4 protein-coding genes and 2 pseudogenes are annotated in these 22302 nt (G+C 62.4%); all 6 read right to left on the reverse strand.

Annotated elements, in window-relative coordinates:
* Nucleotides 1-14 precede the first annotated feature (14 nt).
* Complete coding sequence (locus F8A90_RS08445) at nucleotides 15-1202, reverse strand: HlyD family efflux transporter periplasmic adaptor subunit (protein WP_200019751.1); 1188 nt, start codon at nucleotides 1200-1202, stop codon at nucleotides 15-17.
* On the reverse strand, nucleotides 1199-3475 hold the full coding sequence (locus F8A90_RS08450; protein ID WP_200019752.1) for a type I secretion system permease/ATPase: 2277 nt from the start codon (nucleotides 3473-3475) through the stop codon (nucleotides 1199-1201). The genes F8A90_RS08445 and F8A90_RS08450 overlap by 4 nt, the downstream gene beginning before the upstream one ends.
* Nucleotides 3472-4872 (reverse strand): TolC family protein, encoded by a 1401-nt coding sequence (locus F8A90_RS08455; RefSeq protein WP_200019753.1) that lies wholly within the window; start codon nucleotides 4870-4872, stop codon nucleotides 3472-3474. The genes F8A90_RS08450 and F8A90_RS08455 overlap by 4 nt, the downstream gene beginning before the upstream one ends.
* Before the next feature lie 119 nt (nucleotides 4873-4991).
* Nucleotides 4992-17663 carry an Ig-like domain-containing protein gene (locus F8A90_RS08460; RefSeq protein ID WP_200019754.1) on the reverse strand — a complete coding sequence of 4224 codons (12672 nt, stop codon included), beginning with the start codon at nucleotides 17661-17663 and terminating at the stop codon, nucleotides 4992-4994.
* Nucleotides 17664-17747: 84 nt separating this feature from the next.
* A pseudogene (locus F8A90_RS17745) lies at nucleotides 17748-18056 on the reverse strand (Ig-like domain-containing protein); the annotation flags it as partial.
* Nucleotides 18047-21934: pseudogene (locus F8A90_RS08465) on the reverse strand (Ig-like domain-containing protein); the annotation flags it as partial. The pseudogenes F8A90_RS08465 and F8A90_RS17745, both read right to left, overlap by 10 nt.
* Between the last annotated feature and the right edge of the window lie 368 nt (nucleotides 21935-22302).

The following is a 22302-nucleotide window of genomic DNA, read 5'->3' on the forward strand; positions in this document are numbered from 1 at the left end:
GATCAGGCTTGCGCTCAGCGCAGCTCCAGACGCGTGAAGGGTCTCAGGAGATACGAGAGCACGCTGCGCTCGCCGGTCTCGATGTCCACCGTGGCGACCATGCCCGGCTTGATCGGCAGCGTCTCGCCATTGTGCTCCAGCGCCGCGGTCTCGCTGCTGACCAGCACGCGATAGTAGCTTTCCTCACCCCGCGGCGTTTCCTCTTCCAGGGTGTCAGAGCTGATGCGCTCCACCTTGCCCTCCAGCGTGCCGTAGACCGCATAGTCGTAGGCGCTGATGCGAATCGTGGCCGGCATGCCCGGGGCGATGAAGGCGACATCCTGCGGGCGGATGCGCGTCTCGAACACCAGGGTGTCTTCCAGCGGGGTGATCTGCATGATCTCCTCGCCGGGCGGGATGACGCCGCCACGCGTGGTGATGGCGATGTTGTTGACCACGCCACGCACCGGCGAGAGCAGCCGGGTGCGATCCAGCTGATCACGCCGCTGCACGGTAGTCTCTTCCAGTGTCGCCAGTTCGGACTTCTTGTCGGCAAGCTCGGCGTAGGCATCCTGCAGATAGGTATTGCGGATCTCGGCCTGACGGCCCTTGAGTTCGGCGATCTCGCGATCCAGCTTGAGCATCTCCATCTCGCCCACGGCACGTCGCTTGACCAGCGGGCGGATCACCGCGAGCTGACGCTGGGCCGCAGTGATCTCCTTGCTGACCGCATTCAAGGCGCTGTCACGCTTCTTGCGCCGCGCCGTGAATAGCTCACGCTCGGTGGCCGTCAGTGCCTCGTTGTCACGCACCTCCTGCGGAAACTCGATGCTGGCCTTGTCCAGTACCTCGGCTTCCAGACGTCCGATGGTCGCCCTAAGCGCCTGGGCCTGGCTCAGCGATTCCATGTAGGCCGAGCGGAAGCGGGTTTCATCGATGGCGGCCAGCAGCTGGCCGGCCTCGACGATTTCCCCCTCCCGAACCATCATCTCGTCGAGGATACCGCCCTCGAGGCTCTGGATGGTCTGTTGGCGGGAGGAGGGGATGACCTTGGCTTCGCCACGCGCCACCTCATTGACCTCGGCCCAGCTCGACCAGGCGATGAACAGTGCGATGACCAGGAAGCTGGCCCACAGCAGCGGGCGCGACCAGTGGCTTTCCAGCTTCTGGTCCGGCGCGCCCAGCTCGCGTTTGATGAGTTCGGGATCGAAACGCTGGCTCATGAGGCCTCCTGGCGCTGACGGGATGCGGAGGTGGCCGGTGTCTTGCCGGCCGATTGTCTGGCCATGATCTGATCCAGCGGGCCGTCCATGACGCGCTTGCCGTGGCGCAGCACCAGGGCACGTTCGACCCAGCCGAGCAGCGACTTGCGGTGTGTGGCGAGTACCAGGGTGCGGCCGGCAAGCCAGGGGCCGAGGGTCTTGATGACGTGTTGCTCGGTGGCCTGATCCAGCGAGGCGGTGGGCTCATCCAGCAGCACCACGGCCGGGTCCTGCAGGATCAGGCGGGCAAGACCGAGGCTCTGTCGTTGGCCGCCGGACAGGCTGTGGCGATCATGCAACAGCATGTCCAGCCCCAGCGGATGACGACGCACGAAGTCGCCCAGGCCGGTCATCTCGAGGACCTCCAGCAGACGCATGTCGCTGACATCCCGTCCGTCGATGCACAGATTGTCGCGCAGGGTGCCGCTGAACAGACTGATGTCCTGTGGCAGGTAGCCGATGGCGCGTTGGCGGTCGGCAGGGTCGATCTGACTCAGGGCGAGGTGATCGAGGGTCAGTTCACCGCTGGTAGGCGTGAAATAGCCGGCCAGCAGTCGCAGCAGGGTGCTCTTGCCGGCGCCATTGCCCCCCAGCAGCGCGATGTGTTCACCGGGCGCGATGCTCAGACGATCCAGTGCCAGAGCCTCCGGCGCTTCCTCGTCATAGCGCCAATGCAGATTCTCGGCATGATAGTGACCGCGAGCCTGGGCGAGTCGCGCGAAGCGACGATCACCGGGTCGCTCGATATCGGTCTCCATCAGCGCATCCAAGCCTTCCTTGGCCACCTTGACGTGCTGCCAGCGACTCAGCAGCGCGCTGATCTGCAGGGTCGGGCCGATGGCGCGCGACGACAGGATCGAGCAGGCGATCAGAGCACCGACGCTCAACTCGCCGGCCATGATCAGATAGACACCGGCAATGATGACGCCGACGTAGGCCAGCTGCTGCATGCCGGTGCCCCAGCTGGTCAGCCAGGCGACGGCATGGCGGAAGGTGACGCCACGGTGGGTCTGCTCGGAGGTCAGGCGCTGCCATTGACGACTGGCATGGCCTTCGGCGCGACAGGCCTTGAGGTTCTCGAGGTTGTCGAGGGTCTCGAGCAATACGCCATTCTTGACCGCGGATTCGCGCATGCCCTCACGGGACAGGCGTGACAGCCAGGGTTGCGCCAGCAGCACGGGAATCAGCATCAACACGATGGCGGCCACCGGTACCCAGACCACCGGGCCGCCCAGCAGGGTGATCAGGCCCAGGAACAGCAGGGCGAAGGGCAGATCACCACAGGCCCCGAGGGTCGAGGCGGTGAAGAATTCGCGGATGGCATCGAAGTCTCGAATCTGGCTGGTCATCGCACCGGTGGAGCGCGGCTTCGAGGCCAGGCGCATCTGCACGGCGTGGCGGAAGATGTGATCGTTGAGCTCGAGATCGATCTTCTTGCCCGAGTTCTCGATCAATTGCGCCCGCAGTGCGCGCAACAGCGCTTCCAGCGCGATGGCGAGAATCACGCCGATGCCCAGCGCCCACAGCGTATCGACGGCGCCGGTCGGCACCACCCGGTCATAGACCTGCATCGCGAACAGGGCCGTGGCCACCGCCAGCAGTGCAGCAAGCGAGGAGGACAGCGCGACCTCGGCGAAGACTCGCCAATGGGACTTGAGGCGTGATGTCAGCCAGTGACCCTGGCGGGTCTGGCTGTAACCTTCTGCGCGCTCCAGCGAGATCTCGCCATGGGCGAACAGCGCAATGCCGGCGTATGCGGCGTTCAGCTCGGCCTGTGGCTGCCAGTATTCTCCCCCGGACAGCGGGTCGAGCAACTGATAGCCGGGACCGCTGGGGGCTGCTTCCCTATCACCGTCTGCCGGGGTGTCGCTCGACTCGGCACTCGACTTGGTGCGCGATTCGATGCTCGACGTTTCAGGCCTCTGATGCGACGCCTCATGGGCCAGCAGGACGCGGCTGCTACCGTCTTCCAGCAGCACGACGCAGGGCATCAGGCTGGCAGGAATCTCGTCGAGGGGAGCCTGACTCAGACGTGCGGCAATGCCCTGGCGTGACAGGGCCTGCTCCAGATCCTGTGGCGCGAGCTGCCCCTTGGTCAGTGGCATGCCATGGCGCAGGCGTTCGAGGTCGATGCCGTGGCCCTGCAGACGCAGCAACTGGCGAACGCTCTCCAGCAAAGGGTCGGGTTGCGATGTCGCCGTGGCCGAGGGGGCGGTGGTTCGTGGGGCGCTCATGGGCTGACTCCCTGGCTGGCATGGGGATGAGAGTGGGGCAGCGAGATGTGCGCCGTCTCTGGCGGGGTGACCGCGGCTTCGGCCCGATAGGGCGAGGAGACCAGCGGCAGGGCACCCAACTGGGTCGCGAGGTCATATTGATCGGTGAGCAGCTGGGTATTGAGTTCGATCATCTGGCGCCGTGCGGCGAAGATCTCGCTCTCGATGGTCAGCAGATCCTCGATATTGCGCGAACCGGTGATGAACTGGTCGCGATAGCTGCTGCGCAGGCGCTCCCCGCTGCGTGCCTGCTGATCCAGCGCCTTGATGCGTGCCTCGACCGCTGGCTGACTGGCAGACAGTCGCTGGATCTGGCGGCGCAGCTCACGGGCAGTGGAGGCGGTCTCGAACTGGGCGGCGGTCAGGCGTGCGCGGTCCGCTTCAGGCTGACGGAGGGGTGTCAGGCCCTGAAAGACCGGGGCCTCGATGCGCAGGCCGATACTGGAGTCGCTGACCATGTCGTCGTTCGACTCATAACGTGAGCTTGTCGCCTCCAGTCGCAATTCCGGCCAGCGCTCGGCCTCGCTCAGGCTCAAGGCGTGTCGCGCGGCATTCTGCTGGCTGACATGACTGCGATAGGCCGGCGCGTTGGTGATGGCGGCATCTGTAGTGGCAGGGTCGCGGGCCAGGTCCGCCACGATCGGCAGGGGCGGCGGGGCACTAAGCGCAACATCCCTGAAGGAGCGGCCGCTGAGTATCTCGAGCTCCTGACGGGCGGTATCGGCATCGCCCTGAAGGCGTGCCAGCCATTCACGCGCACTGGCAAGGTCGACGGCGGCGCGGTCCAGCTCGACCCGGTCACCATAGCCCGAGAAGGTACGATCATTGGCCAGTGTCTCGAGGCTTTCGAGCTTCTCGATGTAATCACGTACGCGGCGCACCATGGCGCGATTGGCCCCGAGATCGACATAGGCGGTGATCGCCTCCTGGGCGATTTCCATGCGGGTCTGATCCAAGGTGTCACGTTCGACATCCCGCTCGGCCTTGCGTTGGTCGACCTCAGCCTCCACCTGGCCCCAGTCGTACAGCATCTGGCTCAGGGTGAGACGGTAGCCGCCTTCGGTGAAGTTGTCCTCGGTGCCGACGCTGCTTTCCAGGCGCGGCCAATAGCCATCCTCGGCAATCTCGATATCCGTCCCTGCGGCTCGGACATTGGCCCGGGCGGCGTCGATGCGAGGGTCATGCCTGAGTACATCGCTCAGCACGGCGGCGAGATCACGTGTCGTCTGAGCACTGGCCGGAAGCGAACTCGCCAGACCGGCTGAGACGACACAGACGGCGATGCAAAGCCTCTTCATTCGTATGCGCAGAGTTGTCGCCTGTCCGATGACGGACGGGCAACGAAATAGGGTGGGCATCATGTGACTCCTTGTCTTCAGAGTGTCCTCTGAAGTGCTGCGTCATCCTGACGCTCTAGTGTTTCTGAATCATGCTGATCATCAAGGGAGGTGCCCCTTGCGGGGCACCTCGATCAGGCTTATCCGTTGCTGGTATTCACGGTCACGTCTTGATCGATATACAGCGTTGCCTCACCAAGCTGATAAGTATCATACGTCGTGCCGTTGAACTCGGTCGTTGTCGCGGATGATGTTGCCCCAGCCGCTTCCACGCTATCGCCTTCATCGCCATCGATGTACAGCTCGTTATCACCATCGGTGAGGTTCAATACCGTATCGGCATCGATTTTCAGACTGGTGCCGGTCTCGCTGCTGGCCGAGATATCGAGCACTTCGATGTTGGTCATGACACTGGGCTCAGCCTGGGCGGACAAGGCGACGAGATCGATGCCTTTTCCTGTGCCATCGAACCTGACGGTATCGATGTCAGCGCCACCCTCAATGGTGAAGTCCAGGCTGGAAGTGACGATCAGGTCATCACCCGCGCCACCATCGAAGGTGTTGCTGCCCGAATCGCCAATCAGCAGATCATCCCCCGCGTTGCCGACCAGGGAGTCATCCCCCTCGCCACCTCGAATGACATCATTACCGAGGCCACCGATGAGAGAATCATTGCCGGAAAGCCCGAAGATCGCGCTGCCTTCAAGGTTGGCTGAAATATCGATTTCATCGTCGGTCAGCAGGCTACCAATAAAGGTGTTGCTTTCGTCGATACCGGAGAACAGGGGTTCATTGGAATCAAGCAGCTCCACACCTGCCAAAGAGGAGATGGCATCCGTGGTGCTGGCATCGTAGGCATCGGTTGCCGTGATGCTGTAGGCATCCAATAGGTCGATGTTCGCCAAGTTGAATTCGGCAGCACCGCCATCATCGAATCCGATGGTCGCCAGGAATTGAGTGAGCGCCAGGTTGTCGATATCCCCACCATCAGTCGCGGTAATGGTCAGCTCCGCGCTAGTGGCGAGTGTCCCGATGATCCCGCCATTGCTACTTGTAACTGATAGGCCAAGCGAAGTCGCCAGGTCGTTGTCCCAAGTGAATTGAGGATCAGTGAGCAAACCGCTCAGTGCACTGACATCCACGACTGCAGCGTAATTGATCACGACTTCGCGCAGGTTGTTGTCAGGGTCTGCGACGAAGACCTGGTTGTTGGAAAGGTCAATCAGGTCGATTGCCTCGAGACCGACCAGGCCCAACAGCTCAGAATCCTGCAGGGTGACGATAGGGGCGGTATTGGTGACCGCGTCCAGACTTTCCTCACCGACGAAGGTGATTTCACCCGTCGCCGTGTCGCCATCACCATCCACGACCGTGACACTGACATCAGACTCATTGACCTCCGTGCCCACCAACAACTGCTCGCCGCTGATGAGGGAGTCGATGACCTCACTGCTCGTCAAGGTGCCACCTTCGGTCAGATCGAGTCCGTCGATATTGATGACCTGGTTGGCGGACGCGGCAGGATCAGCGGTCAATCCACCCTCTGTGTTGATATAGAGGACGGTCGCACCGGCTGCCGAGACATATTCGGCACTGATATAGCTCGCAAGATTGTTGGTGGCGCTATCGACATAATAGGCCCCGGTCAACAGATCAGTCAGATCAAGGGTATCGCCAGATGTGGCATCGGTCTCACTGTCATTGTTGAAATCCAGCACGGTATCCGTTGCAGGTGTAGTGACGGTACCTTCATCACCGGCCTCCCATCGAATGACGTCTACGCCGGCCCCACCATCCAAGCTGTCATCCCCTGAACCGCCGATCAACAAGTCGCTGCCTGCCGCACCATTCAGGATGTCATCGCCACTCCCACCGCGCAGGATATTGCTTCCACTTCCACCATTTAGTGTGTCGTTTCCAGCATAGCCATAAAGGTTAGAGCCTGATTGTGAAGCGGTAACAGTGTCATTACCGGTAGTGCCTTCATTCACAGGGATCTCATAGTCATCGACAAGGAGCTCCACATTGGCCAATGAAGCATCTGTGTCAGATGAGGTTGCACCGAGTGAGTCGGTTGCATAAATGGTGGTGCTGCTCAAGATGGAGTCAGCCAGAGAATCCAAGTCGAGCAGGCTCAAAAGGCCACTAAGTAGCCCTGGGGAAGAAATTGTAAAATCTACACTAGCTAGCAGTTCATTGATTTCTATGTTGTTGATATCACTACCATCACTGCTGGAGATGGTAATAGTTTTCTCTGAGTCAGAATTAGTGTCAGTTATGACAGTAAGGCCCAGTTCAGAAGCCAATGCTTCACTATAGACCCAAGAACTGGTCCCCAGTAAGGCATTGATGGCAGCTTGAACTGGTATTAGTCCCAGTGTCAGCCCCTCGACCAAGCCAGTAAGAGAGCTTATAAGGCCATTAGTGCTAAGTGTAACCGAAGAAACATTGTCTTCGGCATCATAGACACTATATAGCTGGTCGTTGCTCAAGGTCACGATATCAAGAACATTGACGCCGACAAGGCCTAGCACACCATCGCTTTCAGTCACGTTGGCTTGCGGGCGTGTATTGGCCTCCTCTGTTGCGCTGAACTGGCCCTGGTGGCTGTAGCTATAGTCCCCTGAGTCGATATTCAGGCTGAAGGATTCACCGGACAGCGTTTCGACCGCCAGAATGCCATCGACGATGCTTACAGTATCGCCAGCCTCCAAGCCAATCTCGGTTGAGGTGCCGGTCACGTCCGCGTAGGTGCCATCATCAGAGACAGTGAATGTCAGGCCCTTGAACGTGAAGGACTGCACCTGCCCATATGCCGCATCAGCTCCAAATCCGAAGTCATCCTCACCATCGAAGATGGAGCCGGTGTAATCCGTATTCGAGCTCAGAGTCTCCACGACGGTACTTGCCGCAATCGTCGGTACATCATCAGCGATATCGATATTCAAGGTACTGCTGGTGCTCGACGCGCCGTCGGTCAGAGTGACAAGCACATCCACCGTGGATGACTCGGCATTCACCTGATCAATGTTGCCGAGCAGTTCTGCGCTGTAGATAACTTCCGAGCCATCCTCAGTGACGGAAACGACCATGACGGCCGTCGCAGCAGCATTGTCGGCATCACTTGCCAATGTGAGCGTGCGCCCTGCATCCGTAACGACCCATTCAAGTGCCTGGCCGTTGCTGGTGAGCGACTCGGTGGAGCTGAGTGAGAGAGTTGCCTCACCGCTGGTATCGGCGAATGACTGAGTGCTGGCGACGGCGCCCGCCGCAGAGGCGATCAGGGCTTCCGAGATTGTCAGTCGGTTGGCATTGCCCAGATCGAGGAAATCGTCGCTCAGCTTGGTCGCCGTATCGGTCACGGCGGCCACATTCTCATTTCCTGCATCGTCCGTTACGGTCATGGTCACGGTCAGCAGTCCCTCTGCCAGACCGGTGAGGTCGACGCCTGACACAGTCACTTCGCCCGCCGCCGAGACAGTGATGTTCTCGGTTGTGACGCTGACGGAGCCATTGTCGGTATCGGTGATCACGATCGTGAGGTTGCTGCTGGTCAAGCCGGCTTCGACAGTGCCTTCGAATGTCACATCTGTCGCTTCAGCAGCATTGAGAGCGTCCCCATCAGCATCCGTGAAGTTGATGACACTCCCTGTCGGAGCTGTCGTGTCGATGACGATGTTTTGACTCTCGATAGCGCCATCGTTGCCGGCAGTGTCCTGCACCTTGAGCTGCACGGTGGCAGAGGCTGTGAGGTCGGCATCGTTGTAGCTGACGGCAGTACCGGACACGCTGTCGGTGATGTCGACCCAGGTGGAGCCATCGGTGCTGTAGAGCAGAGCTTCCCCAGTGGCGAGCTCGGCACTCAGCGTGGCGGTGACCGTCAGGCCATCATCGTCATTGGTGATGAAGTCGCCGGCGGTACCGCTATTGTCGCTGATCGCGTCAATGGTGGCAGTGGTGGTCGGAGCGATCGTATCAATGACGACGTCTTGACTCTCGATGTCGCCATCGTTGCCGGCGGCGTCCTGCACCTTGAGCTGCACGGTGGCAGAGGCGGTGAGGTCGGCATCGGCATAGCTGACGGCAGTGCCGGACACGCTGTCGGTGATGTCGATCCAGGTGGTGCCATCGGTGCTGTAGAGCAGAGCTTCCCCAGTGGCGAGCTCGGCACTCAGCGTGGCGGTGACGGTCAGGCCATCATCGTCATTGGTGATGAAGTCGCCGGCGGTACCGCTATCGTCGCTGATCGCGTCAATGGTGGCAGTGGTGGTCGGGGCGACAGCGTCGATTACGACCGCCTGCGAGGCCACTGCGCCATCGTTGCCGGCGGCGTCCTGCACCTTGAGCTGCACGGTGGCAGAGGCGGTGAGGTCGGCATCGGCATAGCTGACAGCAGTACCGGACACGCTGTCGGTGATGTCGACCCAGGTGGTGCCATCGGTGCTGTAGAGCAGAGCTTTCCCAGTGGCGAGCTCGGCACTCAGCGTGGCGGTGACGGTCAGGCCATCATCGTCATTGGTGATGAAGTCGCCGGCGGTACCGCTATCGTCGCTGATCGCGTCAATGGTGGCAGTGGTGGTCGGCGCGACAGCGTCGATCACGACGGCCTGCGAGGCCACTGCGCCATCGTTGCCGGCGGCGTCCTGCACCTTGAGCTGCACGGTGGCAGAGGCGGTAAGGTCGGCATCGGCGTAGCTGACGGCAGTGCCGGACACGCTGTCGGTGATGTCGATCCAGGTGGTGCCATCGGTGCTGTAGAGCAGAGCTTCCCCAGTGGCGAGCTCGGCACTCAGCGTGGCGGTGATTGTCAGGCCATCATCGTCATTGGTGATGAAGTCGCCGGCGGTACCGCTATCGTCGCTGATCGCGTCAATGGTGGCGGTGGTGGTCGGCGCGACAGCGTCGATCACGACCGCCTGCGAGGCCACTGCGCCATCGTTGCCGGCGGCGTCCTGCACCTTGAGCTGCACGGTGGCAGAGGCGGTAAGGTCGGCATCGGCATAGCTGACAGCAGTACCGGACACGCTGTCGGTGATGTCGACCCAGGTGGTGCCATCGGTGCTGTAGAGCAGAGCTTCCCCAGTGGCGAGCTCGGCACTCAGCGTGGCGGTGACGGTCAGGCCATCATCGTCATTGGTGATGAAGTCGCCGGCGGTACCGCTATCGTCGCTGATCGCGTCAATGGTGGCAGTGGTGGTCGGCGCGACAGCGTCGATCACGACGGCCTGCGAGGCCACTGCGCCATCGTTGCCGGCGGCGTCCTGCACCTTGAGCTGCACGGTGGCAGAGGCGGTAAGGTCGGCATCGGCGTAGCTGACGGCAGTGCCGGACACGCTGTCGGTGATGTCGATCCAGGTGGTGCCATCGGTGCTGTAGAGCAGAGCTTCCCCAGTGGCGAGCTCGGCACTCAGCGTGGCGGTGATTGTCAGGCCATCATCGTCATTGGTGATGAAGTCGCCGGCGGTACCGCTATCGTCGCTGATCGCGTCAATGGTGGCGGTGGTGGTCGGCGCGACAGCGTCGATCACGACGGCCTGCGAGACCACTGCGCCATCGTTGCCGGCGGCGTCCTGCACCTTGAGCTGCACGGTGGCAGAGGTGGTGAGGCTGGCATCGGCGTAGCTGACGGCAGTGCCGGTCACGCTGTCGGTGATGTCGATCCAGGTGGTGCCATCGGTGCTGTACTGCAGTGTCTCGCCTTCGGCAAGCGGAGCATCCAGCGTGGCGGTGACCGTCAGGCCATCATCGTCATTGGTGATGAAGTCGCCGGCGGTACCGCTATCGTCGCTGATCGCGTCAATGGTGACAGTGGTGGTCGGCGCGACAGCGTCGATCACGACCGCCTGCGAGGTCACTTCGCCATCGTTGCCGGCAGTGTCCTGCACCTTGAGCTGCACGGTGGCAGAGGCTGTGAGGTCGGCATCGTTGTAGCTGACGGCAGTACCGGACACGCTGTCGGTGATGTCGACCCAGGTGGAGCCATCGGTGCTGTAGAGCAGAGCTTCCCCAGTGGCGAGCTCGGCACTCAGCGTGGCGGTGACCGTCAGGCCATCATCGTCATTGGTGATGAAGTCGCCGGCGGTACCGCTATCGTCGCTGATCGCGTCAATGGTGGCAGTGGTGGTCGGAGCGATCGTATCAATGACGACGTCTTGACTCTCGATGTCGCCATCGTTGCCGGCGGCGTCCTGCACCTTGAGCTGCACGGTGGCAGAGGCGGTGAGGTCGGCATCGGCATAGCTGACAGCAGTACCGGACACGCTGTCGGTGATGTCGACCCAGGTGGTGCCATCGGTGCTGTAGAGCAGAGCTTCCCCAGTGGCGAGCTCGGCACTCAGCGTGGCGGTGACCGTTAGGCCATCATCGTCATTGGTGATGAAGTCGCCGGCGGTACCGCTATCGTCGCTGATCGCGTCAATGGTGGCAGTGGTGGTCGGCGCGACAGCGTCGATCACGACGGCCTGCGAGGTCACTTCGCCATCGTTGCCGGCAGTGTCCTGCACCTTGAGCTGCACGGTGGCAGAGGTGGTGAGGTCGGCATCGTTGTAGCTGACAGCAGTACCGGACACGCTGTCGGTGATGTCGACCCAGGTGGTGCCATCGGTGCTGTAGAGCAGAGCTTCCCCAGTGGCGAGCTCGGCACTCAGCGTGGCGGTGACCGTCAGGCCATCATCGTCATTGGTGATGAAGTCGCCGGCGGTACCGCTATCGTCGCTGATCGCGTCAATGGTGGCAGTGGTGGTCGGGGCGACAGCGTCGATTACGACCGCCTGCGAGGCCACTGCGCCATCGTTGCCGGCGGCGTCCTGCACCTTGAGCTGCACGGTGGCAGAGGCGGTAAGGTCGGCATCGGCGTAGCTGACGGCAGTGCCGGACACGCTGTCGGTGATGTCGATCCAGGTGGTGCCATCGGTGCTGTAGAGCAGAGCTTCCCCAGTGGCGAGCTCGGCACTCAGCGTGGCGGTGACGGTCAGGCCATCATCGTCATTGGTGATGAAGTCGCCGGCGGTACCGCTATCGTCGCTGATCGCGTCAATGGTAGCAGTGGTGGTCGGCGCGGTCGCATCGACCGTCACGTCACCCAGGTTCACGGCGTCGCTGATATTGCCGGCGACATCGGTCTGACGGATCTGCACGTCGCCGTCGGCGTAGACACCTTCGTCCAGCGTGAAGGTGGTGCCGGTGCCATCGATCCAGTTGCTGCCGCCGTCGAGGGAGTACTCCCAAGTGGCGTCAGCTTCCAGACCACTGACGATGACTTCACCATTGCTGGTGATGCCGTCGTCGGTGACGTTGGTGTCGGTGGTGAGCGCAAGGCTCGGGGCAGCGATGGTCGCATCAACGATTACGGCGCCCAGGCTGACCTCAGTGCTGACGTTGCCGGCGACATCGGTCTGACGGATCTGCACGGCGCCATCGGCGTAAACACCTTCGTCCAGCGTGAAGGTGGTGCCGGTGCCATCGATCCAGGTCGTGCCACCGTTGGTGGTGTACTCCCAGGTTGCGTTGGCTTCCAGGCCGCTGATGGTGACTTCACCATTGCTGGTGATGCCATCGTCGGCGACGTTGGTGTCGGTGGTAAGCGCGAGGCTCGGCGCGGCGATGGTGGCATCGACCGTCACGGTGCCCAGGTTCACGGCATCGCTGACATTGCCGGCCACATCGGTCTGACGGATCTGCACGTCGCCATCGGCATAGCTGCCTTCGGCGAGCGTGAAGGTGGTGCCGGTGCCCGCGGTCCAGGTGGTGCCACCGTTGGTGGTGTACTCCCAGGTCGCGCCAGTTTCCAGGTCGCTGACGGTGACTTCGCCATTGCTGGTGATGCCGTCGTCGGTGGTGTTGGTGTCGTTGGTAAGCACCAAGGTTGGATTGGTAGGCGCAGTGGTGTCGACGGTGAGGGTGAACTCGCCAGACGGCGCACTCACGTTGCCGGCTTCGTCGGTCGCGGTGACACTGAAGACGTGATCGCCATCGGCGAGATCAGTGCTCGGGGTATAGCTCCAGCTGGCATTGGCATCCGCCGTCTCACTACCAACGACTTCACCGTTGTGAGTGATGGTGACGGTACTGCCGGCTTCGGCGCTGCCGGTCAGGGTCGGGGTCGCATCATTAGTGCTGTCGCCATTAGCGAGGGAGCCGGTCACGGCCGCCACGTCATCGGTGGCAGAGACGATGGTCGGGGTGTTCGGGGCGGTCACGTCAGCGTCCTCCGGCACCACCAGGGTGTCGGAAACCGCACTTTCATTGCCTGTCGCGTCAGTGACGATGGCGGTCAGCTCACTGCCGGCTTCCTGCTCCGGGGAGAGCTCGACAGAGAAGGTGCCATCTGCATCGACGACCGCTGTTCCCAGCACATCATCGTTGGCATTGGTGATCTCGATCGTGGTGCCCGCTTCACCGGTTCCGGCGACGATGGTGCCATCGGTCTCGGACAAAATCGGCGCATCCGGCGCAGTGGTGTCGACGGTGAGGGTGAACTCGCCAGAGGCTGCACTCTCGTTGCCAGCTTCATCGGTCGCGGTAACGCTGAAAACGTGGTCGCCATCGGCGAGCTCGGTCTCCGGCGTGAAGCTCCAGGCGCCATTGGTATCGGCGATGGCAGTCCCGATCACCTCACCATTGTGCGTGACGGTGACGGTACTGCCGGCTTCGGCGCTGCCGGTCAGCGTCGGAGTCGCGTCATTGGTGCTGTCGCCATTGGCGAGAGTGCCGGTCACGGCTTCCACGTTGTTGGTGGCAGAGGCGATGGTCGGGGTGTTCGGGGCAGTGACGTCAGCGTCCTCCGGCACCACCAGGGTGTCAGAGACAGGGCTTTCGTTGCCTGCGGCGTCAGTGACCGTCGCGGTCAGCTCGGCACCGGCTTCTTGTACCGGGGAGAGCTCGACGGAGAAGTTGCCTTCTGCATCGACGACCGCGGTGCCCACAACATCATCGTTGCCATTGGTGATCTCGAGCGTGGTGCCCGCTTCACCGGTTCCTGCGACGGTGGTGCCATCGGTCTCACTCAGGACTGGCGCATCCGGCGCAGCGGTATCGACGGTCAAGGTGAAGTCGGCAGATACCGCACTTTCGTTGCCCGCGGCATCGGTCGCGGTGACGCTGATGACGTGCTCGCCATCGGCGAATTCGGTTTCGGGCGTGAAGCTCCAGGTGCCATTAGCATCGGCGGTGGTCGTGCCGATCACTTCCCCATTGTGCGTGACGGTGACGGTGCTACCGATCTCGGCGCTGCCGGTCAGCGTCGGGGTCGCATCATTGGTGCTGTCGCCGGAGGCGAGGGTGCCGGTCACGGCTTCCACGTTGTCGGTGGCAGAGGCGATGGTCGGGGTGTTCGGGGCGGTCACGTCAGCGTCCTCCGGCACCACCAGGGTGTCGGAAACCGCACTTTCATTGCCTGCCGCGTCAGTGACCGTGGCGGTCAGCTCAATGCCGGCTTCCTGCTCCGGGGAGAGCTCGACGGAGAAGGTGCCATCTGCATCGACGACCGCTGTTCCCAGCACATCATCGTTGGCATTGGTGATCTCGAGTGTGGTGCCCGCTTCACCGGTTCCGGCGACGGTGGTGCCATCGGTCTCGCTCAGGACTGGCGCGTCCGGCGCGGTGGTGTCGACGGTAAGAGTGAAGTCGGCAGATGCCGCACTTTCGTTGCCCGCAGTATCGGTCGCGGTGACGCTGAAGACGTGACCGCCATCGGCGAGATCAGTGCTCGGGGTATAGCTCCAGCTGCCATTGGCATCGGCGGTGACTGTCGCGATTTCCTCACCATTGTGGGTAATCGTGACGGTGCTGCCGGCTTCGGCGCTGCCGGTCAGGGTCGGGGTCGCATCATTGGTGCTGTCGCCATCGGCGAGGGTGCCGGTTACGGCTTCCACGTCATCGGTGGCAGATGCGATGGTCGGCGCATTCGGCGCGGTGACGTCGGCATCTTCCGGGACCACCAGGGTGTCGGAGACAGCACTTTCGTTGCCAGCGGCATCGGTGACAGTGGCGGTCAGCTCGGTGCCGGCATCCTGCTCGGGAGACAGCGCGACCGAGAAGTTGCCATCGATGTCGACCTCAGCAGAGCCCAGGACGTCGCCAGCAGCATTGGTGATCTCGACCGTGGTACCGGCTTCACCGGTGCCGGTGACGGTGGTGCCATCGGTCTCGGCCAGAACGGGCGCATCCGGCGCGGTGGTGTCGACGGTGAGCGTGAAGTCGGCAGACGGTGCACTTTCGTTGCCCGCGGCATCGGTGGCAGTGACACTGAAGACATGCTCGCCATCGGCGAAGTCAGTCGCCGGTGTGAAGCTCCACGTGCCGTTACTGTCGGCGATGGTGGTGCCGATCTCTTCACCGTTATGGGTGAGAGTGATGGTGCTGCCGGCTTCGGCGCTGCCGGTCAGCGTCGGAGTCGCATCATTGGTGCTGTCGCCATTGGCGAGGGAGCCGGTCACGGCTTCCACATTATCCGTGGCGGAGGCGATGGTCGGCGCATTCGGCGCGGTGACGTCGGCATCTTCCGGGACCACCAGTGTGTCGGAAGCCGGGCTCTCATTGCCTGCAGCATCGGTGACGGTAGCCGTCAGCTCGGTGCCGGCATCCTGCTCGGGAGATAGCGCGACCGAGAAGTTGCCATCGGTGTCGACCTCAGCAGAGGCCAGGACGTCGCCAGCAGCATTGGTGATCTCGACCGTGGTACCGGCTTCACCGGTCCCGGCGACGGTGATGCCATCGGTCTCAGACAGAATCGGCGCATCCGGCGCGGTGGTGTCGACGGTGAGCGTGAAGTCGGCAGACGGTGCACTTTCGTTGCCCGCGGCATCGGTGGCGGTGACGCTGAAGACGTGTTCGCCATCGGCGAAGGCAGTCGCCGGTGTGAAGCTCCACGTGCCGTTGCTGTCAGCGATGGTGGTGCCGATCACTTCACCGTTGTGGGTGAGGGTCACGGTGCTGCCGGCTTCGGCGCTGCCGGTCAGGGTCGGAGTCGCATCATTGGTGCTGTCGCCATCGGCGAGGGTGCCTGTGACAGCCGCCACATCATCAGTGGCGGAGGCGATGGTCGGTGCATTCGGCGCTGTGACGTCAGCATCTTCCGGCACATCAAGTGCCGCGGACGTTGCGCTTTCATTGCCGGCCGCATCGGTTGCCGTGGCTGTCAGAGTGCTGCCAGCTTCTTGCTCCGGTGAAAGCTCAACGGAGAAGTTGCCATCGGTGTCGACCTCAGCAGAGCCCAGGACGTCGCCAGCAGTATTGGTGATCTCGATCGTGGTGCCGGCCTCGCCGGTGCCCGCGACGGTGGTGCCATCGGTCTTAGCCAGCACTGGTGCATTTGGCGCGACGGTGTCGACGGTGAGCGTGAAGTCGGCAGACGGTGCACTTTCGTTGCCCGCGGCATCGGTCGCAGTGACGCTGAAGACGTGCTCGCCATCGGTGAAGCCAGTCGCCGGCGTGAAGCTCCACGTGCCGTTGCTGTCGGCGGTAGCGGTGCCGATTTCTTCACCGTTGTGGGTGAGGGTGACGGTGCTGCCAATCTCGGCACTACCGGTCAGGGTCGGAGTCGCATCATTGGTGCTGTCGCCATCGGCGAGGGCGCCGGTATCGGCTTCCACGTCATCGGTGGCAGAGGCGATGGTCGGCGCATTCGGTGCGGTGACGTCGGCATCTTCCGGCACCACCAGGGTGTCGGAGACAGCACTTTCGTTGCCTGCGGCATCGGTGACGGTAGCCGTCAGCTCAGTGCCGGCTTCCTGCTTCGGAGACAGCGTGATGCTGAAGGTGCCGTCATCCGCGACGGTGCCAGAGCCCAGCAGATCGCCATCACCGTTGGTGATCTCGACCGTCCCGCCGGCTTCGGCGCTGCCATTGACCGTACTGCCATTGGCGGTTTCGCCATCGGTCTCAGACAGAATCGGTGCATCCGGCGCGGTGGTGTCGACGGTGAGCGTGAAGTCAGCAGACGGTGCACTTTCGTTGCCTGCGGCATCGGTCGCGGTGACGCTGAAGACGTGGTCGCCATCGGCGAAATCGGTCTCGGGCGTGAAGCTCCAGATGCCATTGCTATCGGCGGTGGTGGTGCCGATCTCTTCACCGTTGTGGGTAATCGTGACGGTGCTGCCGGCTTCGGCGCTGCCGGTCAGGGTCGGAGTGGCGTCATTGGTACTATCGCCGGAGGCGAGGGTGCCGGTCACGGCTTCCACGTTATCCGTCGCGGAGGCGATGGTCGGCGCATTCGGCGCGGTGACGTCGGCATCTTCCGGCACCACCAGGGTGTCGGAGACTGGGCTTTCGTTACCCGCGGCGTCAGTGACGGTGGCGGTCAGTTCAGCGCCGGCTTCCTGCTTCGGAGATAGCGTGATGCTGAAGGTGCCATCCTCGGCGACAGTACCGCTGCCCAGCAGATCGCCATCACCATTGGTGATTTCGACGGTCCCGCCGGCTTCGGCGTTGCCATTGACGGTGCTGCCGTTGGCGGTCTCGCCATCGGTCTCGGACAGAATCGGCGCATCCGGCGCGGTGGTGTCGACGGTGAGGGTGAACTCGCCAGAGGCTGCACTCTCGTTGCCGGCTTCGTCAGTCGCGGTGACGCTGAAGATGTGATCGCCATCGGCGAGATCAGTGCTCGGGGTATAGCTCCAGCTGCCATTGGCATCTGACGTCTCACTACCAACGACTTCACCGTTGTGAGTGATGGTGACGGTACTGCCGGCTTCGGCGCTGCCGGTCAGCGTCGGCGTCGCGTCATTGGTGCTATCGCCGGAGGTGAGGGTGCCGGTCACGGCTTCCACGTTGTCGGTGGCAGAGGCGATGGTCGGAGTGTTCGGGGCGGTCACGTCAGCGTCCTCCGGCACCACCAGGGTGTCGGAGACAGCACTTTCGTTGCCTGCGGCATCGGTGACGGTAGCCGTCAGCTCAGTGCCGGCTTCCTGCTTCGGAGACAGCGTGATGCTGAAGGTGCCGTCATCCGCGACGGTGCCAGAGCCCAGCAGATCGCCATCACCGTTGGTGATCTCGACCGTCCCGCCGGCTTCGGCGCTGCCATTGACCGTACTGCCATTGGCGGTTTCGCCATCGGTCTCAGACAGAATCGGTGCATCCGGCGCGGTGGTGTCGACGGTGAGCGTGAAGTCAGCAGACGGTGCACTTTCGTTGCCTGCGGCATCGGTCGCGGTGACGCTGAAGACGTGGTCGCCATCGGCGAAATCGGTCTCGGCGTGAAGCTCCAGATGCCATTGCTATCGGCGGTGGTGGTGCCGATCTCTTCACCGTTGTGGGTAATCGTGACGGTGCTGCCGGCTTCGGCGCTGCCGGTCAGGGTCGGAGTGGCGTCATTGGTACTATCGCCGGAGGCGAGGGTGCCGGTCACGGCTTCCACGTTATCCGTCGCGGAGGCGATGGTCGGCGCATTCGGCGCGGTGACGTCGGCATCTTCCGGCACCACCAGGGTGTCGGAGACTGGGCTTTCGTTACCCGCGGCGTCAGTGACGGTGGCGGTCAGTTCAGCGCCGGCTTCCTGCTTCGGAGATAGCGTGATGCTGAAGGTGCCATCCTCGGCGACAGTACCGCTGCCCAGCAGATCGCCATCACCATTGGTGATTTCGACGGTCCCGCCGGCTTCGGCGTTGCCATTGACGGTGCTGCCGTTGGCGGTCTCGCCATCGGTCTCGGACAGAATCGGCGCATCCGGCGCGGTGGTGTCGACGGTGAGGGTGAACTCGCCAGAGGCTGCACTCTCGTTGCCGGCTTCGTCAGTCGCGGTGACGCTGAAGATGTGATCGCCATCGGCGAGATCAGTGCTCGGGGTATAGCTCCAGCTGCCATTGGCATCTGACGTCTCACTACCAACGACTTCACCGTTGTGAGTGATGGTGACGGTACTGCCGGCTTCGGCGCTGCCGGTCAGCGTCGGCGTCGCGTCATTGGTGCTATCGCCGGAGGTGAGGGTGCCGGTCACGGCTTCCACGTTGTCGGTGGCAGAGGCGATGGTCGGGGTGTTCGGGGCAGTGACGTCCGCGTCCTCCGGCACCACCAGGGTGTCGGAAACCGCACTTTCATTGCCTGCCGCGTCAGTGACGGTGGCAGTCAGCTCAGTGCCGGCTTCCTGCTCCGGGGAGAGCTCGACGGAGAAGGTGCCATCTGCATCGACGACCGCTGTTCCCAGCACATCATCGTTGGAATTGGTGATCTCGACCGTGGTGCCCGCTTCACCGGTTCCGGCGACGGTGGTGCCATCGGTTTCGCTCAGGACTGGCGCATCCGGCGCGGTGGTGTCGACGGTCAAGGTGAAGTCGGCAGATACCGCACTTTCGTTGCCCGCGGCATCGGTCGCAGTGACGCTGAAGACGTGGTCGCCATCGGCGAAATCGGTCTCGGGCGTGAAGCTCCAGGTGCCATTGCTATCGGCGGTGGTGGTGCCGATCACTTCCCCATTGTGCGTGACGGTGACGGTGCTACTGATCTCGGCGCTGCCGGTTAGCGTAGGGTTCGCGTCATTGGTGCTGTCGCCGGAAGCGAGGGTGCCGGTATCGGCTTCCACGTTGTCGGTGGCAGAGGCGATGGTCGGGGTGTTCGGGGCGGTAGAGTCGGCCCCGGTATCCACGGTCGTTGGTGTCGAGGTGCTGCTGGTATTGCCAGCAGGGTCTGTGGCCGTCGCCGTCAGCGCCTCACCGTCCTGTTGCGCAGGATCAAGCGCGACGGAGAAGGTGCCGTCGTCTTCGACAACGCCGCTGCCGACCGTATCACCATTGCTGTTGGTGATCTCGATGTCGCTACCGGCTTCGGCGGTGCCGCTCACACTGGTACCGTCGGACTCGATCAATGTCGGCGCATCCGGCACGGTAGTATCAACTGTCAACGTGAACTCGCCAGATGCTGGGCTTTCGTTGCCTGCGGCATCGGTCGCAGTGACGCTGAAGACGTGATCGCCATCGGCGAAATCGGTCTCGGGCGTGAAGCTCCAGGTGCCATTAGCATCGGCGGCGGTGGTGCCGATCTCTTCACCGTTGTGGGTAATCGTGACGGTGCTGCCGGCTTCGGCGCTGCCGGTCAGAGTCGGCGTCGCATCATTGGTGCTGTCGCCGGAGGCGAGGGTGCCGGTCACGGCTTCCACGTTATCCGTCGCGGAGGCGAGGGTCGGGGTGTTCGGGGCGGTCACGTCAGCGTCCTCCGGCACCACTAGGGTGTCGGAAACCGCACTTTCATTGCCTGCCGCGTCAGTGACGGTGGCAGTCAGCTCACTGCCGGCTTCCTGCTCCGGGGAGAGCTCGACAGAGAAGGTGCCATCTGCATCGACGACCGCTGCTCCCAGCACATCATCGTTGGCATTGGTGATCTCGACCGTGGTGCCCGCTTCACCGGTTCCGGCGACGGTGGTGCCATCGGTCTCGCTCAGGACTGGCGCATCCGGCGCAGTAGTGTCGACGGTGAGTGTGAACTCGCCAGAGGCTGCACTCTCGTTGCCAGCTTCATCAGTCGCGGTGACGCTGAAGACGTGATCGCCATCGGTGAGATCAGTGCTCGGGGTGAAGCTCCAGGTGCCATTAGCATCGGCGGTGGTCGTGCCGATCACTTCCCCATTGTGCGTGACGGTGACGGTGCTACCGATCTCGGCGCTGCCGGTCAGTGTCGGGGTGGCGTCATTGGTGCTGTCGCCGGAGGCGAGGGTGCCGGTCACGGCTTCCACGTTGTCGGTGGCAGAGGCGATGGTCGGGGTGTTCGGGGTAGTGACGTCAGCGTCTTCCGGCACTACCAGGGTGTCAGAAACCGCACTTTCATTGCCTGCCCCGTCAGTGACGGTGGCAGTCAGTTCAGCGCCGGCTTCCTGCTTCGGAGACAACGTGATGCTGAAGGTGCCGTCATCGGCCACAGTGCCGGTGCCCAGCAGATCGCCATCACCGTTGGTGATCTCGACGGTGCCTCCCGCCTCGGCGTTGCCATTGACGGTGCTGCCGTTGGCGGTCTCGCCATCGGTTTCGGACAGAATCGGCGCATCCGGCGCGGTGGTGTCGATGGTGAGGGTGAACTCGCTAGAGGCTGCACTCTCGTTGCCGGCTTCGTCGGTCGCGGTCACACTGAAGACGTGCTCGCCATCGGCGAATTCGGTGCCTGGTGTGAAGCTCCAAGTGCCATTGCTATCGGCGGTGGTCGTGCCGATCACTTCGCCATTATGCGTGACGGTGACGGTGCTACCGGCTTCGGCGCTGCCGGTCAGCGTCGGCGTCGCATCATTGGTGCTGTCGCCGGAGGCGAGGGTGCCGGTCACGGCTTCCACGTTGTCGGTGGCAGAGGCGATGGTCGGGGTGTTGGGTGTCGTGATGTCAGCATCCTGCGGCACGGTGACCGCGGTGGAGGCTTCGCTCACGTTGCCGGCGGCATCGGTCGCGGTGGCGGTAAGTTCGGTGCCCGCTGCCTGCGCGGGAGACAGCGCGACCGAGAAGTTGCCATCGGCATTGGCAACGGCGCTTCCCACGCTGTCGCCGGCGGCATTGGTGACCTCGATAGTGGCGCCAGGCTCACTGCTGCCGGTGAGAATGTTGCCATTGGTCTCGTTGAGGACAGGCGCCTCAGGCGCTGTCGTGTCCTCATCCGAGGAGGAGCTGTCATCGCCGGTGGCAGCGGCCACGCCTACTCCGGCGGCCACGGCAACGCCGCCTGCCACGAGGCCAGCGGTGCTGATGCCAGCCCCGGCACCCGCACCTGCGCCCGTAGCGGCTTCTGCTCCAGCGGTGCCTGCACCCGCTGCTGCGGTAGTGAGTGCCGTCTCTGCCGTCGTCAAGGTCGCGGTACTGGTGAAGGGCACAGCGCCCCCTGCGCCAGCTTCACCCAGACCCACCTGAAAGAGCTCACCGGCGAACTCATCGCCTTGCAGATACAGGTGGCTGAGCTCGGTGGGGTCTGCGTAGAAGTTTTCGACCGTGATCAGTTCCCCGTTTTCGAGAGTGACAAGCAGGTTGTCTCCCTGGCGGGTCATCACCTCGATATCACGAGGATGGAGGTCCAGACTGACATCCGATGATCTATTGAGGGCAATGGTGTCGACTCCACGCAGGACCGTTTCCTGTTCCGCGAGCTGACCGTGGGGAGCGACCTTGGCAGTTACCGGCATATCGTTATCCTCAATGGCACTTCTTGTGCATTCGCGACTTTCTATTAATTATCAATAATCAACACGTTATTATGACCCGGGTCATTTTTCTAGTACCTGGGTGCCAATCCTTATCGTTAAAGTATAGTTTGTTTGTCTTTGTATTTTATTTTGATCCTTCGATTTCGCTACTCGATATCTCGATGTCTCCTCCATCCCTCGTCCTACTGGGGGGTTGGGGAGTTGAGCGTCAAATTCAATAACGCCAGGCTGGTGTGTTTGGATCATTCGCCTAGTATGATTTTTCTAATCGATCATGAGACTAAAGATGAACTGGTGCTAACTGGTTAATTTAGCGACAAAAAATGATCTTGGTTTAAGATATGCTT

Origin of the sequence: Cobetia sp. cqz5-12, assembly GCF_016495405.1 — a bacterium.
Lineage (GTDB): Bacteria > Pseudomonadota > Gammaproteobacteria > Pseudomonadales > Halomonadaceae > Cobetia.

Coding starts and splice junctions, on each gene's coding strand:
- F8A90_RS08450 (WP_200019752.1), bottom strand. CDS start 3,475: ATGAGCGCCCCACGAACCACCGCCCCCTCGGCCACGGCGACATCGCAA.
- F8A90_RS08445 (WP_200019751.1), bottom strand. CDS start 1,202: ATGAGCCAGCGTTTCGATCCCGAACTCATCAAACGCGAGCTGGGCGCG.
- F8A90_RS08455 (WP_200019753.1), bottom strand. CDS start 4,872: ATGCCCACCCTATTTCGTTGCCCGTCCGTCATCGGACAGGCGACAACT.